General features: G+C 69.4%; 17 protein-coding genes. 9 read left to right on the top strand and 8 right to left on the bottom strand.

Translation table 11 applies throughout. From position 1 onward, the window contains the following. Window positions 1–108 precede the first annotated feature (108 nt). Entirely contained in the window at window positions 109–1,476 is a 1,368-nt protein-coding gene (locus NS283_RS16595) for an NtaA/DmoA family FMN-dependent monooxygenase (RefSeq protein ID WP_058597960.1), read from the top strand. 45 nt (window positions 1,477–1,521) lie between these two features. Here NS283_RS16595 and NS283_RS16590 read toward each other — a convergent pair whose 3' ends face one another. Further along, complete coding sequence (locus NS283_RS16590; protein WP_081317470.1) at window positions 1,522–2,514, bottom strand: nucleoside hydrolase; 993 nt, start codon at window positions 2,512–2,514, stop codon at window positions 1,522–1,524. Window positions 2,515–2,694: 180 nt separating this feature from the next. On the opposite strand from NS283_RS16590, the gene NS283_RS16585 reads away from it, so the two are divergent. The 5 genes from NS283_RS16585 (at window position 2,695) to NS283_RS16565 (ending at window position 8,282) form a co-directional block, all read left to right on the top strand. Further along, complete coding sequence (locus NS283_RS16585; RefSeq protein ID WP_058597958.1) at window positions 2,695–3,939, top strand: sugar ABC transporter substrate-binding protein; 1,245 nt, start codon at window positions 2,695–2,697, stop codon at window positions 3,937–3,939. Next, entirely contained in the window at window positions 3,936–4,883 is a 948-nt protein-coding gene (locus tag NS283_RS16580) for a carbohydrate ABC transporter permease (RefSeq protein WP_058597957.1), read from the top strand. The genes NS283_RS16585 and NS283_RS16580 overlap by 4 nt, the downstream gene beginning before the upstream one ends. Next, window positions 4,880–5,761, top strand: a complete 882-nt coding sequence (locus tag NS283_RS16575; protein WP_058597956.1) for a carbohydrate ABC transporter permease — start codon at window positions 4,880–4,882, stop codon at window positions 5,759–5,761. The genes NS283_RS16580 and NS283_RS16575 overlap by 4 nt, the downstream gene beginning before the upstream one ends. Window positions 5,762–5,800: 39 nt before the next feature. Continuing rightward, window positions 5,801–7,141, top strand: coding sequence for an aspartate--tRNA(Asn) ligase (aspS, locus tag NS283_RS16570; RefSeq protein ID WP_058597955.1), 1,341 nt, complete (start codon window positions 5,801–5,803; stop codon window positions 7,139–7,141). A gap of 73 nt (window positions 7,142–7,214) precedes the next feature. Continuing rightward, the gene (locus NS283_RS16565) at window positions 7,215–8,282 is read left to right on the top strand and encodes an ABC transporter ATP-binding protein (RefSeq protein ID WP_058597954.1); all 1,068 of its coding nucleotides are present in this window, start codon (window positions 7,215–7,217) and stop codon (window positions 8,280–8,282) included. Window positions 8,283–8,368: 86 nt separating this feature from the next. On the opposite strand, the gene NS283_RS16560 is transcribed toward NS283_RS16565, so the two are convergent. The 6 genes from NS283_RS16560 to NS283_RS16540 form a co-directional block, all read right to left on the bottom strand. Further along, window positions 8,369–8,671 (bottom strand): Dabb family protein, encoded by a 303-nt coding sequence (locus tag NS283_RS16560; RefSeq protein WP_058597953.1) that lies wholly within the window; start codon window positions 8,669–8,671, stop codon window positions 8,369–8,371. Beyond that, window positions 8,668–8,946, bottom strand: a complete 279-nt coding sequence (locus NS283_RS16555; RefSeq protein ID WP_058597952.1) for a glutaredoxin family protein — start codon at window positions 8,944–8,946, stop codon at window positions 8,668–8,670. The genes NS283_RS16560 and NS283_RS16555 overlap by 4 nt, the downstream gene beginning before the upstream one ends. A 30-nt stretch (window positions 8,947–8,976) precedes the next feature. Next, window positions 8,977–9,270 (bottom strand): rhodanese-like domain-containing protein, encoded by a 294-nt coding sequence (locus NS283_RS16550; RefSeq protein ID WP_058597951.1) that lies wholly within the window; start codon window positions 9,268–9,270, stop codon window positions 8,977–8,979. Between the two features lie 81 nt (window positions 9,271–9,351). After that, complete coding sequence (locus NS283_RS18480; protein ID WP_003792170.1) at window positions 9,352–9,450, bottom strand: 30S ribosomal protein bS22; 99 nt, start codon at window positions 9,448–9,450, stop codon at window positions 9,352–9,354. 82 nt (window positions 9,451–9,532) lie between these two features. Next, complete coding sequence (locus tag NS283_RS16545) at window positions 9,533–9,724, bottom strand: helix-turn-helix domain-containing protein (protein WP_013585406.1); 192 nt, start codon at window positions 9,722–9,724, stop codon at window positions 9,533–9,535. A gap of 106 nt (window positions 9,725–9,830) precedes the next feature. Then, window positions 9,831–10,226, bottom strand: a complete 396-nt coding sequence (locus NS283_RS16540) for an ArsR/SmtB family transcription factor (RefSeq protein WP_058597950.1) — start codon at window positions 10,224–10,226, stop codon at window positions 9,831–9,833. A 68-nt stretch (window positions 10,227–10,294) separates the two neighbouring features. Here NS283_RS16540 and NS283_RS16535 point away from each other — a divergent pair, with 68 nt between their 5' ends. Both NS283_RS16535 and NS283_RS16530 read left to right on the top strand, forming a co-directional pair. Continuing rightward, window positions 10,295–11,737, top strand: coding sequence for a potassium transporter TrkG (locus NS283_RS16535; protein ID WP_153003404.1), 1,443 nt, complete (start codon window positions 10,295–10,297; stop codon window positions 11,735–11,737). Then, window positions 11,730–12,401, top strand: a complete 672-nt coding sequence (locus tag NS283_RS16530; RefSeq protein WP_013585403.1) for a potassium channel family protein — start codon at window positions 11,730–11,732, stop codon at window positions 12,399–12,401. Before NS283_RS16535 ends, NS283_RS16530 begins: the two co-directional genes overlap by 8 nt. 151 nt (window positions 12,402–12,552) lie before the next feature. Here the strand turns inward: NS283_RS16530 and proC are convergent, their stop codons facing one another. Further along, a complete protein-coding gene (gene proC, locus NS283_RS16525) occupies window positions 12,553–13,398 on the bottom strand; it encodes a pyrroline-5-carboxylate reductase (protein ID WP_058597949.1) in 846 nt (281 codons plus the stop codon). Between the two features lie 126 nt (window positions 13,399–13,524). Here proC and NS283_RS16520 point away from each other — a divergent pair. Then, window positions 13,525–14,454 (top strand): alpha/beta fold hydrolase (locus NS283_RS16520; RefSeq protein WP_058597948.1); only part of this gene is annotated, 930 nt, incomplete at its 3' end.

Here is a 14,454-nt window from a genome sequence, read left to right as displayed (position 1 = left end):
ACGCAACTGGGGAACTCCGCGGGAACGCCCCCGCCGAGGCATCCCACACCGTCGTCGGCGGAGAAGTCCGTTGGCGCACCCCCGCCCGAGAAGAACGGACCCCCGCGAATGTCTGATCCCCGCCCCCTGCTCTTCGGTCTGTACGAGCAGGCGTGCGTGGGCAACGGCTCCTCGGCGGCGAGCATGTGGACGCATCCCGCCGACGACCGCCTCTCCGCGACCTCGCTGCGCTACTGGACCGACCAGGCCCGCCGCGTCGAAGCCGCCGGCATGGATCTCTTCTTCTTCGGCGACGTGCTCGGCATGTACGACACGTATCGCGGCTCCGCCGCGACGGCGATCGAGACCGGCGTCGAACTGCCTGCGCTCGACCCGATGCTGCACATCCCCGCGCTCGCCGCCGTCACCGAGAACCTCGCCTTCGGCACGACCGTCTCGACCACGTACGAGCACCCCTTCGCGCACGCACGTCGGTTCTCGACCCTCGACCACCTCACGGACGGGCGCATCGGCTGGAACGTCGTCACCTCGTACCTCCCGGGGGCCGCCGCGAACTTCGGCCTCGACGTGCTCGCCCACGATCAGCGTTACAACCGGGCCGACGAGTTCCTCGAGGTCGCGTACGCGCTGTGGGAACGCAGCTGGGAAGACGACGCGTTCCTCGGCGACAAGGCCACCGGGCGCTTCGCCGATCCCGCGAAGGTCCACCGCATCGATCACGAGGGCGAGCACTTCCGCGTCGCGGGACCGCACCTCAGCACCCCGTCGCCGCAGCGCACACCGGTCATCATCCAGGCCGGTTGGTCGCCGCGCGGCCGCGAGTTCGCCGCGCGCCACGCCGAGCTGATCTTCGTGGGCGACAGCGACCCCGTGGCGATCCGCGAGGGGCTCGCCGGCATCCGCAAAAGGGCCGAAGAATTGGGCCGGGATGCCACGCAGATCCGCGCCGTCGTCGGCATGAACCTCGTGGTGGCCCCGACCGACATCGCGGTGCAGGAGAAGATCGACTCGCTCCAGGCGCACTACTCTTCCGAGGCTCAGCTCGCCGCCTACGCCGGGTGGGGCGGCATCGACTTCTCGCGATACGCGGACGACGAGCCGCTCGTCAAGCGCGCCACCAACGCCACGCAGACGAAGGAGACCCGCGCGGACGCGCCCACACTGACGGCGGGCGATGTGCGCCGTCAGTTCGCAAGGGTCACGGCGTTCGCCGACGACAGGTTCCTCGGCACCCCCGACGCCGTCGCCGACGCGATCGGGTCGTTCGTCGAGGAGTCGGGAGTCGACGGCTTCCTGCTGCACCCGTTCCTGTCGCCCGCGTCGGTCGAGGACTTCGCCGAGATGCTCGTCCCCGCCCTCACCGAGCGCGGACTGTACGGCGGCTTCCCGAAGGACGGCACGTTCCGCTCCCGCCTGCGCTCCGACCGCCGCGACCGCCTCGCGGACGACCACCCCGCCCGCGCCGGCGCGCGCTGAGCCGGGGGTGCTCCCGCCGAGCGTCGGCGGGAGCACGCCTCAAGATCAGCCGCGCGAGGCCGGGCCGGTCGAGAGGGCCTGCACGAAGCGGCGGAGGAACTCCGTCTTGTCGAACGACGTGACGGCGCGGACCGACGGCCCGTCCGGCGTCCCCCAGACCAGCGGCAGCCCGTCGTTCGTCAGGGCGATCCGCGTGGCGAGCGAGTCGGCGTACGGGGTGAAGTCCACCGGTCCCTCGATCCAGCCGGTGACGATCTCGGGACGGTGCAGCACGACCGTGGCCAGGCCGTCATGCGCCGAGGAGATCCGGCGACCCCACTTGTACTGGTAGAAGTCGTTGTAGGCGTCGAGCACCTCGCCCGCGAACGTCGCCCACGGGGTGCCGATCCCTCGCAACACGGTGAGCACGTGCTCGTCGAGGATCGCCTGGGCGGTCACGTTCACGCCCACCATGACGACGTTGCCGTTGTTGCGCGCGCCGAAGACGATCTCGGCGGCACGGCGGTCGTTGGCGGTGTTGGCATCCGTGAGCGTCGCCCCGCCCGGAGCGGGGTACGGTCCGGCACCGCCCATGATGACCACGGAACGGTACTTCAGGAAGAGCTCGGGGTCGCGCTCGAGCGCCCGAGCGATGTTCGTCAGCGGGCCGAGGGGGTGGAGGTCGACCTCGCCCGGGTTCTCCGCGGCGATGCGGACGATGGCATCCACCGCGCTCTCGTCCTCGACCCGCAGTTCGGCGCGCTCGAAGCGATCGCCGAGTCCGTCGACACCGTGCACGAAGTCGGCGATCGACGCCTCACCCTCGATGGGGGCGGCTTCGCCGAGGTGGATCGGGATGTCCTCGCGCCCGGCGAGCCGGAGGACGGTGCGGACGTTGCGCGCCGAGTCCTCGACCGGCGTGTTGCCGTAGATCGTGGTGATTGCCTCGATCTCGACGTCGGGCTGCGCCAGCAGGTACATCAGCGAGTGGGCGTCGTCGAGACCCGTGTCGGTGTCGACGAGCACGCGGCGAGACACGGAAGAAGAAGGGGATGCCATGCCTTCACCCTGCCCGCTCTCTCGCTCCGACACGGCCGGGTGTTACACCGCGTGACATGTTCGTTCCCTGTTCGTCACGTGAACACCCCAGAGTGAGGGGTGACGCGGGCGGACTCCGCCGCTCACCCCCACAGCACATGTCGATCGGCGCCGTCGGCGTCGTCGGGAACGGACACACCCATGGCATCCACGTCGCAGCGACTCCGACGCGTCGCACTGCCCGCCGTCGGCCTCACCGCCGCGCTCGCCCTCACGGCCTGCTCCGGAGGCGGCGGCCAGGCCGCACCCGCCCAGACCGACGGCTTCGACGGCGTCAGCCTGACGGTGTGGAACAGCATCGATTTCGAGCCGTACCAGGGGCTGCAGAAGAAGTACTTCGAGGACTGCGCGTCCCAGCTCGGCATCACGGTGGACGTCCAGACGCAGTCCGGTGACTACACGACGAAGCTGCTGCAGGCGGCGGGCGCCAAGGCGCTGCCCGACGTGGCCCTGCTCTCCACCGACACCCAGCTCCCCCAGCTCGCCTCGCAGGGCGTCCTCGCCGACCTCAGCCAGTACGGCATCGGCACCGACGGTCTGGCCGACAGCGTCGCCGGTCTCGGCACCTACCAGGACACGCTCTACGGCCTGCCGGTCCAGGTCGAGGACTACGCGATCTTCTACAACAAGGCGGCGTTCGCGGCCGCCGGCATCCCCGAGACGGCCCCGAAGACGTTCGACGACCTCGTCAAGCTCGCGGGCTCCCTCACCACCGCCGACCAGAAGGGCATCGTGCTCCCCGGCATCGGCGGCGACGGCTCGACCCCGGTGTACTTCCTGCCGTTCCTGCTCTCGGCCGGCGGCGACCCCGCCGACCCGACCGGCGCCGGCGCTGTCGAGGCGGTCGATCTGTACAAGAACCTCGTCGCGAACGGCTCGCTGTCGTCCGAGTTCGTGAACTGGGGCTGGGAGTCGATCGACCAGTGGACCTCGCAGAAGGCGGCGCTGACCGTCTCGGGTCCGTGGAACCTCGTCGACACCTCGATCCCCTTCGAGTGGGGCACGTTCCCCTTCCCCACCGCGAAGTCCGGTGAGTCGCCGAAGGTGAACCTCCTGGGCTACGTCTACGGCGCCGCGGCGAACGCGGATGCCCAGAAGGAGGCGGCCGCCGCAGCTCTCATCAAGTGCCGCGCATCCGAGGAGAACCAGATCGACACCGCCGTTCAGGGCGGGTACATTCCCGCTCTGCAGAGCGCGCAGACCGCCTTCGTCGAGAAGGTGCCCGCGGCCGCTCCGTTCGTCGACGCCGTCGATGGTGCGTACAACTCCGCGCAGCTGGGCACCGAGTGGAATACGCTGCAGCAGCAGTACGTCGACGCGATCCAGGCCGCGACCGTCGGCGGGCAGACCGCGCAGGCCGCGCTGGAGCAGGCCAGCGGCAAGTGACAGCGGACACGCTGAAAACGACTGGCCGGTCGGGGGCTCCCGCCCCCGGCCGGTTCCGGCGTTCTCTCGCGGCGCGTCAGCGCGGTGAGCTGTGGGGGTTCCTCACCCCGGCCATCGTGTTCTTCGTCGTCTTCTTCCTCTTCCCGCTCGGGTACGGCGTGTACATGAGCACGACGAACTACACGACCGGCACCTTCATCACCGGCCGAGCACCGTTCGTCGGCACGGCCAACTTCGAGGCGATCCTCGCCGAGCCGATCACCTTCCGCGCTCTCACGAACACCGTGACGATCACGGTCGTCTCCGTCGCCGTGGAGCTCGTCCTGGGCCTGCTGCTGGCGCTGCTGTTCGCGCGCACGTTCCCGGGCAGCCGCTGGCTCCCGACCCTCATCCTTCTGCCGTGGCTGCTGCCCGCCGTCGTCGTCGCGACGGTGTGGAAATCACTCCTGGCCGGCGACGGCCCCATCAATGACATCCTCGGCACCCTCGGCATCCCCGTCCAGGCGTGGCTCGCGAATCCGGCGACCGCACTGCCCGCCGTGATCGTCGTCGCGGTCTGGGCGAGCCTGCCGTACTGGGCGACCATCCTCGGTGCCGCCCTCAAGCAGGTCCCCGCCGAGCAGCTCGAGGCGGCGCAACTCGACGGCGCCGGCGCCTGGCGCCGACTCACCGCGATCGTGCTGCCCACGATCTGGCCCGTCGTCTCGGTGCTCGTGGTGATGAGCGTCGTCTACACGCTGCTCATCGTCGACCTCGTGCTCGTGCTGACCGCGGGCGGTCCCGCGAACAGCACGGTCACGCTCGGCCTCCTGTCGTACCGACAGGCCTTCCAGCAGTTCCAGTTCGGGCAGGGCGGCGCCTACGGCATGCTGCTGCTCGGTATCAGCATCCTCTTCGCCATCGCGTACACCGTGATGTCGATCCGTCGGGAGCGTGAGGAATGACCGCGACCCTGCCCGCCGCGCCCGCCGTCGACGCGGCGCCGCTCACGCCCTCCGCCGTCTCGAGGCGCCGCCGCCGTCGCGGCTGGACGTGGACGATCGTCACGGTCGCGGTGCTCGCGGTGTATCTCTTCCCTGTCTACTGGATGATCTCGGCATCCCTCCAACCGCAGGCGAACTCGGCCGACACCGCGTGGTTCCCGGCCTCGCCCGGTCTCGGCGGGTACCAGATGGCCCTGGACGACGCGGGGATCGGTGGCCTGCGGGTGTCGATCCTGGTCTCGCTGGGCTCGGTGCTGGTGACCCTGCTCGTCGCGATCCCCGCGGCGTACGCGCTCAGTCGGCTCCGGTCTCGGGCCGTGAGCATCGCTCTGATCCTCCTGCTGCTGGCGCAGATGATCCCGAGCGTCGTGCTGGCGACGTCCTTCTACGCGATGTTCAACTCGTGGGGCCTGCTGAACACGTTCATCGGGCTCATCCTCGCCAACTCCACCGCCGGAGTGCCCTTCGCGGTGATCGTCATGCGCGCGTTCATGCTGCGCCTGGACACCGAGGTGATCGAGGCGGCCACCGTCGACGGCCTCGGGCCTCTCGGGACGCTGTGGCGGATCGTCGTTCCGCTGTCGCGCAACGCGATCGTCACCGCCGGTGTGTTCGCGTTCCTCTTCAGCTGGGGCGATCTGCTCTTCGGCCTGACGCTGGTGAACCGCAACGAGATGTACCCCATCTCGGTGCTGATCCTGGCGCTGTCGAACTCGAACCTGAACACGTGGGCGGCGACCATGGCGGCGTCGCTCATCGCCAGCGTGCCCGCTCTCGTGGTCATCCTCGCGGCGCAGCGTCACGTCAAGGCGGGGCTGACGGCCGGCTCCGGCCGCTGAGCGCGGGCCGCCTCACCCCCACACGTAGACTGGTCGATCGTGAGCGAACGCGTCCTGGTCAACCAGCTGAAATCCCTCCCCGCCGGCCCCGTCGAGGTGTCGGGATGGGTCGAAACCGTGCGCGATCAGAAGAAGGTGCAGTTCGTCGTGCTCCGCGACGAGACGGGTGCCGTGCAGCTGGTCAACCCGGCCACCCGCCCGTCCGAGGACGCCACGGATCAGGATGCCGCTGCCCTCGCGCTCACCGAGAAGATCGGTGCCCTCGCGACCGGCACGTTCCTCACCGTGCGCGGTGAGCTGAAGCACGACGAGCGCGTCAAGCTCGGCGGCGTCGAGATCAAGGTCGGCGAGCTGGTCATCGCCGCCGCGGCGAACCCCGAGACGCCGATCGCCGCCGACAGCAGCCCCGACAAGCGCATGGACTGGCGCTTCATCGACCTGCGTCAGCGCCGCAACAACCTCATCTTCCGCGTGCAGACGACGCTCGAGCACGCCATGCGCACGTACTGGGTCGAGCGCGACTACATCGAGGTGCACTCCCCCAAGCTCATGGCATCCCCCTCGGAGTCGAACGCCGAGCTGTTCGAGGTGCCCTACTTCGAAGACAAGACGGCCTACCTCGCGCAGAGCCCGCAGTTCTTCAAGCAGATGGCCCAGGTCGCCGGGTTCGGCAAGATCTTCGAGATCGCTCCCGCGTTCCGCGCCGACCCCTCGTTCACCAGCCGTCACGCGACCGAGTTCACCTCGATCGACGCCGAGATCAGCTGGATCGACTCGCACGAAGACGTCGCGCGCATGCAGGAAGAACTCCTGCACACGGCGTTCCAGGCCGTCGCCGACAAGCACGGCGCCGAGATCCAGGAGCTGTTCGGCATCGAGGTCCAGGTGCCGACGCTGCCCTTCCCGCGCATCCCGCTCGCCGAGGCGCGCGAGATCGTCGCCGCTCGCGGCTACGAGATCCCCCGCACCGACGGCGACCTCGACCCCGAGGGCGAGCGCCAGATCGCGGCCCACGTGGCCGAGACGTACGGGCACCAGTTCGTGTTCATCACCGACTACCACCCCGAGATCCGCGCTTTCTACCACATGCGTGACGAAGAGACCGGGCTGACCAAGTCGTACGACCTGCTCTTCAACGGCGTCGAGATCACCACCGGCGCGCAGCGCGAGCACCGGGTCGACGTGCTCATCGAGCAGGCGAAGGAGAAGGGTCTCGACCCCGAGCACCTCGACTTCTACCTCGACTTCTTCCGCTTCGGCGCCCCGCCGCACGGCGGTTTCGGCATGGGTCTCGCGCGCGTGCTGATGCTCCTGCTCGGCGAATCCTCGATCCGCGAGGTCACCTACCTGTTCCGCGGTCCGACCCGCCTCGCCCCGTAAGGTTCGAGCGACCGACGCCCGGGGTTCACTCCCCGGGCGTCGTCACGTCATAGGGGGCTCGTAACGTCGACGCATGACCACCGTGCGCTCCGTGGACCCGCCGCCCTCGACCGGCGACTCCGCGCGGGCGGGGTGGGCGATCTCCCTGCAGGGCGTGCGCCGTTCCCGTGCGGGCAATCCCGTGCTGCGTGACATCGACCTCGAGATACGGTCGGGCGAGATCATCGCCTTCGTCGGCCCGATCGGGTGCGGAGCCTCGACGCTGCTGCGCGCGGTGACGGGCGCCGAGCGTCCCGACGCCGGAGTCATCACCGTCGACGGACGCGCGGGGGCGGCGGCTCCGCGGATACCGGAGGTCCGTGACCGCACCCCCGTCGCGCGATTCGGCCGCGTAGGCACCTCGATCGCCGCCATGGCGCGACGAGTGGGACGACCAGATGCCGAGGCCGAGGCGACCCGCCTGGCGCAGGTCGTGGGTCTCGGGGCGCTGGACAAGCTCGTGCACCGGCTCGCGCACGGCGACCGCCAGCGTTGGGCTCTCGCACGTGCTCTGGCGACCGGCCCCGGAGCCCTCGCGCTCGACGATCCTCTCGCCGCGCTTCCGACCGCGGCGCGGGCCGAGACGCGCGACCGGGTCGTGCACGAGCTCCGCGCGCGCCGGGTGACGACGCTCTGGGTCACGCGCGACACGGCCGAGGCCGCGGCCGTGGCCGATCGCCTGGTCGTCATGGATCGAGGCCGCGTCATCGCCGCGGGGTCCCCGGACGAGCTCTACACGCGCGTCGACGACGCCGTGGTCGCCGAGGTACTCGGCCCTGTCAACGCTGTGCCGGGTATCGTCGATGGCTCGATCGTCGAGGTCTGGGGCCGAGAGGTGCCCCTCGCCCGCCCCGCTGCCGACGGTCACTGCGAGGTCATCGTGCGCCCCGAGAACGTCCTGGTCATCGGATCGGACGACCCCGGGATGGATGCCGTCGTCGAGGCGACGACGTTCCTCGGCAGCGCGCGACGATCCACCGTCCGCACCTCCGACGGCGTTCAGGTCGTCGTCGAGCACCCGTCCGAGCTCCGCTTGGACCCGGAAGATCACATCCGCGTCGCTCTCGCGCCGGCGCCCGCGACGATCCGACCGATCGGCTGAAGCCCGGCTCTCGACGACCGACCGGGCTCCACGCGACCGCGCTCTGAGCGCTCGAGCTCAGGCGGTCGTGGTCTACACGGTCGAGCTCAGGCGGGGTAGTCGACGCACGCGCGCTCGGCGACGACCGACCGCACGAAGGCGGCCACCTCTTGGTGCGCGGGGTGCACCTGATAGCGCTCGAGGGCGTCGGCATCCGCGAACTGGCTGACGAGCGCGACATCCCAGTTGGTCTGCGGGGAGACGACGTTGCGCCCGATCTCGAGGTGCTCGATCTCGTCGATGACGTCGCGCAGCCCGAGCAGACGTTCTTCGATCTGCTCGGCGTGCAGCGCACGAGTGTCGGCGTCGTCGGCCGCCAGCTTCCAGAGGACGATGTGTCGGATGCTCACGCGGGGGTTCCTTCGGTGTCGGCAGCCAACAGGGTGGTGCGCAGTCGGTCGGCCGAGACGCGCCAGTGCGCGTGGAGTTCTCCGTCGATGAGGACGACGGGGATCTTCTCCCACCACTTCTCGTAGAGCGCGGCGTCATCCGCGATCGAGGCATGGTCGATGACGACGCGGTCCGCCACGTCGGAGGGGAGCTCGGCGACGACCGTCTCGACGATCTGCTCGGCGACCTCGCAGAGGTGGCAGTCGGGCTTACCGATCAACGTGAGGGTCGTCACGTCTTCATCCTAGGAGGATGAACGGTGAGGTCAGACCTCGACGTCGTAGCCCGCGGCGATCCATTCGCCCGTGCCGCCCTCGACGTTCGTGGCGTCGTGGCCACGCGCCGAGAGAGCCTCGACCACGCGCGCGGAGCGCCCGCCCGCCTGGCAGATGACGTCGAACGGCTCGGCGGGGATCTCGTCGAGGTGGTCACCGAGCATCGACATGGGGATGTTCACGGCACCGGGGACGTGTCCCGCGGCGAACTCGTGCTCCTCGCGCACGTCGATGAGCGGACGATCGCGACCGGCGCGCAGCTCGGCGATGGTGATGGACTGCATGCTTTCCTCCGAAGAGCGGATCTGGCGGGCGCATACACGAAGCGCCCGTCGCATCGGACAGGCGCTCGGTGTGGTGGCCGCTTACTTCTTGTTGCGGCGCTGGTGACGAGTCTTGCGAAGCAGCTTGCGGTGCTTCTTCTTCGCCATGCGCTTACGGCGCTTCTTGATGACAGAACCCACGGAAAACCTCACTAAGTCGGGGTCTGGGTGCCGATGTCGGCCCCCGGGAACAGCAGGCGTTGGAAAAAAGCCTCGGATCAGTCTAGCCGACGTCGGACACCGGGCGTTGCACGGCCTCGGCGACGGCCGATTCCGGCACACGATAGCTGCGTCCGAAGCGCACGGCCGGCAGTTCACCGGCGTGCACCAGACGGTAGACCGTCATCTTCGAGACGCGCATGAGCTCGGCGACCTCCGCGACCGTGAGGAAGCGCATGTCGGGAAGCTCTGCCATCGTTCACCCTTCGTCCTGGGTGGACTCACCCTTCGATGCTGGACACTCTAGGGTCTGGGTGCGACGGCTGTAAACCTATGTGGCCACTGTGATTCGCGTATGCGAATCACCGCCCGGGCAGTTTGCGGAATGCCGTCGCCACAGAGTGCTTCACCGAGGCGGCCGCGCGACCCACGACCTCGGCGTAGTGCATCGCCGATTCCGGCAGAGCCGGCTCGTTCTCGGCATCCACCGAGAAGAACGGCACGAGCCAGTCGTCGACCTCGTCGAGCGGGGCGACGGCCAGGCTGTAGTACCGGTGCTGCCCCTCCTCGCGAACCGTGACGAGCTGCGCCTCACGGAGCACCTTCAGGTGCTTCGAGACGGTCGGCTGGCTCACGCCGAGCGCCGACACGATCTGCGACACGCTCGTTCCGCGCTCGCCACCGGTCGCCCGCTCCAGGAGCAGCTGAAGGATGTCGCGACGCGTTCCGTCAGCGATCACGTCGAAGATGTCCGCCATGGCATTAGGTTAGCCGCGCCCCCGCCCGAGTACCATGATTCGGGTTCGGGCACCGAAGGGAGCGGCGCATGGCAGCGACGCCGAATGAGGTGCGCCTGTCCGTGCGCGCGCGACGCATGGCGGCCGAGGCATGGGACCGACTGCGGAATCTGACGACGTCATCGCCGGCGCGTTTCGCGGTCCTCGTCTTCGTCGCGCTCATCCTGCTCTTCACCGCGCTGTTCTCGCTCCCCCAGGCTTCGGCGAGCGGACAGCGCACGCCGTTCGCCGATGCCCTGTTCACCGCCGTCTCGACGATCTGCGTGACCGGCCTGTCGACGGTGAACATGTACACGCACTGGTCGCCGCTCGGCCACGTCATCACGTACATCGGGGTGAACGTCGGTGCCTTGGGCGTGCTCACCCTCGCTTCGATCCTGGGTCTGGTCATCTCGAAGCGGCTGGGCCTGCGGGCGAAGCTGATCGCCGCAGGCGACAGCAACCCGCTGCGCGCCCACGGCGGGCCGGTCAACGAGGGCCAGACGGTCCGCCTCGGCGAGGTCGGCCAGCTTCTGCGGACCGTCGCCCTGTCGACCCTCGTGATCGAGGCGGGGCTCACGGTCCTCATCTATCCGTCGCTCGTGATCGGCGGCATCGACCCCTTCGTCGCCCTCTGGGAGGCGCCGTACTACGCGGCGATGGCCTTCACCAACACGGGGTTCGTCCCGAACGCGGACGGGCTCACGCCGTTCGCGCAGGACTACTTCCTCCTCACGGTGCTGATGCTGGGCGTCTTCCTCGGGTCGATCGGCTTCCCGGTCATCTTCACGCTGTGGCGTCACTACTGGCGATTCCGACTGTGGTCCCTGCACGCGAAGCTCACCATCATCACCACGGTGATCCTCTTCTTCGCCGGAGCAGGTGTCATTCTGCTGTTGGAATACGACAACCCGTTGACCTTCGGGAGCATGGACGCGTGGGACACGACGTTCCAGGCCTTCTTCCTCTCCGCGATGACGCGGTCGGGCGGCTTCTCGGTCATCGACATCGGCGACCTCAACGGGGCCACCCTGATCGTCGGGTCGATGCTCATGTTCGTCGGCGGGGGCTCGGCATCCACCGCCGGCGGGATCAAGGTCACGACCCTCGCGGTCCTCGCCCTCGCGGTGTTCTCCGAGGCCAAGGGACGTCCCTCGGTGCAGGCCTTCGGTCGACGCATCCCCAGCGACGTGCAGCGGGTCGCCCTCTCGGTCGTGGCGTGGGGGGCGACGATCGTCGCGATCTCGACGGTGACGATCAGCCGGATCACCGACGCGCCGATCGAGCACGTGCTCTTCGACGTGATCTCGGGGTTCGCCACGGTGGGCCTGTCGACGGGCCTGACCGCCGAGCTCCCCGACCCCGCCGTCTACGTTCTGGCCGTGACCATGTTCATGGGGCGCATTGGTACTGTGACACTCGCCGCCGCGGTCGCGGCCTCGTCTCGATCGCAGCTGTACGCGCTGCCCGTCGAAAGGCCCATCGTTGGTTGAACGCATCCGCAGTGACGCCCCCGTTCTGGTGATCGGGCTCGGGCGCTTCGGCGCCGCGTGCGCCGGAGAACTCGATCGCCTCGACCGCGAGGTGCTCGCGGTCGACGGCAACCTCGAGCTCGTGCAGAAGTGGTCGGAGCGGGTGACCCACGCGGTGCAGGCCGACGCTCGCAACATCGACGCGCTCCGTCAGATCGGCGCCCAGGACTTCCAGGTGGCTGTCGTCGCCGTGGGCTCGCTCATCGAGGCATCCGTCCTCATCACCGCGAACCTCGTCGACCTGAAGGTGCCGCAGATCTGGGCGAAGGCCGTCTCGCAGTCGCACGGCAAGATCCTCGCCCGCGTGGGCGCGAACCACGTCATCTACCCCGAGGCCGAGGCCGGCGAGCGCGTCGCGCACCTCGTGAGCGGACGCATGCTCGACTTCATCCGCTTCGACGACGACTTCGTCCTCGCCAAGATGTACCCGCCCAAGCTCATCCGCGGCGTGGGTCTCAATCAGTCCGGCGTCCGCACGAAGTACAACGTGACGGTGGTCGGGGTGAAGAGCCCTGGCCGCCCCTTCCGCTACGCCGAGGCCGACACGGTCGTCACCAACCACGACCTCGTGATCGTGTCGGGGACGAACTCCGACATCGAGCGCTTCGCGGCGCTCGACCGCTGACGCTGCGGCGTCGTAGGCGCGACGGCACGGCCGGAGCGAGGGCGCGGCGGGTCCGCGCCGCGACGGCGCCCCACCCCCACCCATAAACGCTCTCCGCTCACAGAAACGCGTGCTGCACGCGTTTCTGCGAGCGGACAGCGTTTATCGCTCGTCAGTTGCCCGCCGCGAGCTCTTTCGCGCGGGCGAGCGCCGCTTCGGCCGCCGTCGTGAAGGTGTGGTCGAGCCTCGCGTCCTGCAGCACCGCGATGGCCCGTTCCGTCGTGCCCTTGGGGCTGGTCACGCGGCGGCGGAGTTCAGCGGGATCGACATCCGACGCCGCCATCAGCGCGGTGGCTCCGATGAAGGTCTCTTCGGCGAGCATCCGCGCCTGGTCGTCGTCGAACCCCATCCGGACGGCCGCCCTGGTGAACTCCTCGACGAGGAGGAAGACGTAGGCGGGGCCCGAGCCCGAGATCGTCGACAGCGCGTCGATCTGCGCCTCGGGGACCTCGAGCACGGCCCCCACCGTCTCGAACAGCGCACGGACGACGGCGACGTCGTCAGCGGATGCCGCGGGCCCGGCAGCGAGGCCGGTGACGCCCTTCCCCACGAGCGACGGCGTGTTCGGCATCGAACGCAGCGTGGCCACCTCGGCGCCGAGGTGCTTCGCGAACGTGTCGAGAGTGACCCCGGCGGCGAGGCTGACCACCACGGCGCCCGCGCGGAGGTGAGGAGCGATCTCGTCGAGCAGGTCGGGGACCATGGCCGGCTTCACGCCGATGAGGACGATGTCGGCGGATGCCACGGCGGCGGTGTTGCCGCCCGGAGCCGCCTCGAGGGCGACGCTCGTGACACCCTCGAGCTCGGCGAGCTCGGCGGCCTTCGCGATCGAGCGGTTGGTCGCGGTGACACCGCCGCCCGTCAGCCCGGCCGCGACGAGACCGCGGAGGACGGCTCCTCCCATCGAGCCTGCGCCGAGGATCGCGATCGGGGGCAGAGAGGTCGTGGCATCCGTCATGTCCGACAGTCTACGAAGGGCATCGATCCGCTCCCAGGCAACCCCGAGTGCGACCGAGAGGGGCGGGCGTTAGAGTCGGATCGCGGGCGTACCGGGGCACCCGCGAGCGACACGGAGGACCCTCTCATGACACTCTTCGACGGCATCAGCGCGCGTCTCGTCGACACCGACCGCCTCAGCGTGAATGTGCTCGAGAGGACCGGCGACGACCCCGCGACGTCGCCCGAGCACACGGTCGTTTTCGTGCACGGAAACGTGTCGTCGTCGCTGTTCTGGCAGGAGATCATGCAGGACCTCCCCAGCGACCTGCGCGTGCTCGCGATCGACCTGCGCGGTTTCGGCGGCACCGAGCACATGCCCGTGGATGCCACACGCGGCGTCCGTGACTTCAGCGACGACGTCCACGCCGCCCTCGAGGCGCTCGGCATCCCCACCGCGCACCTCGTCGGATGGTCGATGGGCGGCGGAGTGGTGATGCAGTACGCGCTCGACCACCCCGTGCTGTCGCTGACGCTGCAGTCCCCCGTCTCGCCGTTCGGCTTCGGCGGCACGCGCCGCGACGGCTCGCGTCTCACCGACGACGACGCCGGCACCGGCGCGGGCGGCGCGAACCCCGACTTCGTCCAGCGACTGACCGCCCGCGACACGACCGACGAGGCGCCCACGTCGCCGCGGTCGGTGTTCCGATCGGGGTACGTCGCCGCGGGCTACGCGAGCGAGAACGAGGACGTGTGGGTCGAGTCGATGCTGTCGACCTCGACCGCCGGCGGCAACTACCCCGGCGACGCCGTGGCGAGCCCGAACTGGCCGGGGTTCGCCCCCGGGACCATCGGCGTGCTCAACACCATGGCCCCCCGCTACTTCGATGTGTCGGGGATCGTCGACCTCGCCCAGAAGCCGCCGATCCTCTGGATCTACGGCACCGCGGATGCCATCGTCTCCGACGCGTCGTTCTACGACCTCAACCACCTGGGCGCCCTCGGCGTCATCCCCGGCTGGCCCGGCGAAGACGTCGCCCCCGCGCAACCGATGGTGTCGCAGACCCGCGACGTGCTC

The organism is Microbacterium testaceum (genome assembly GCF_001476285.1).
In the GTDB taxonomy this organism is placed as follows: domain Bacteria; phylum Actinomycetota; class Actinomycetes; order Actinomycetales; family Microbacteriaceae; genus Microbacterium; species Microbacterium testaceum_B.
The sequence above is the reverse complement of the archived record's forward strand: the minus strand, read 5'-3'. Positions and strand labels throughout refer to the sequence as shown.

Excerpts from the sequence above, each read along its gene's own strand:
- NS283_RS16595 (WP_058597960.1), top strand. The coding sequence starts at position 109 with ATGTCTGATCCCCGCCCCCTGCTCTTCGGTCTGTACGAGCAGGCGTGC.
- NS283_RS16590 (WP_081317470.1), bottom strand. The coding sequence starts at position 2,514 with ATGGCATCCCCTTCTTCTTCCGTGTCTCGCCGCGTGCTCGTCGACACC.
- NS283_RS16585 (WP_058597958.1), top strand. The coding sequence starts at position 2,695 with ATGGCATCCACGTCGCAGCGACTCCGACGCGTCGCACTGCCCGCCGTC.
- NS283_RS16575 (WP_058597956.1), top strand. The coding sequence starts at position 4,880 with ATGACCGCGACCCTGCCCGCCGCGCCCGCCGTCGACGCGGCGCCGCTC.
- NS283_RS16565 (WP_058597954.1), top strand. The coding sequence starts at position 7,215 with ATGACCACCGTGCGCTCCGTGGACCCGCCGCCCTCGACCGGCGACTCC.
- NS283_RS16550 (WP_058597951.1), bottom strand. The coding sequence starts at position 9,270 with ATGCAGTCCATCACCATCGCCGAGCTGCGCGCCGGTCGCGATCGTCCG.
- NS283_RS16545 (WP_013585406.1), bottom strand. The coding sequence starts at position 9,724 with ATGGCAGAGCTTCCCGACATGCGCTTCCTCACGGTCGCGGAGGTCGCC.
- NS283_RS16540 (WP_058597950.1), bottom strand. The coding sequence starts at position 10,226 with ATGGCGGACATCTTCGACGTGATCGCTGACGGAACGCGTCGCGACATC.
- NS283_RS16535 (WP_153003404.1), top strand. The coding sequence starts at position 10,295 with ATGGCAGCGACGCCGAATGAGGTGCGCCTGTCCGTGCGCGCGCGACGC.
- proC (WP_058597949.1), bottom strand. The coding sequence starts at position 13,398 with ATGACGGATGCCACGACCTCTCTGCCCCCGATCGCGATCCTCGGCGCA.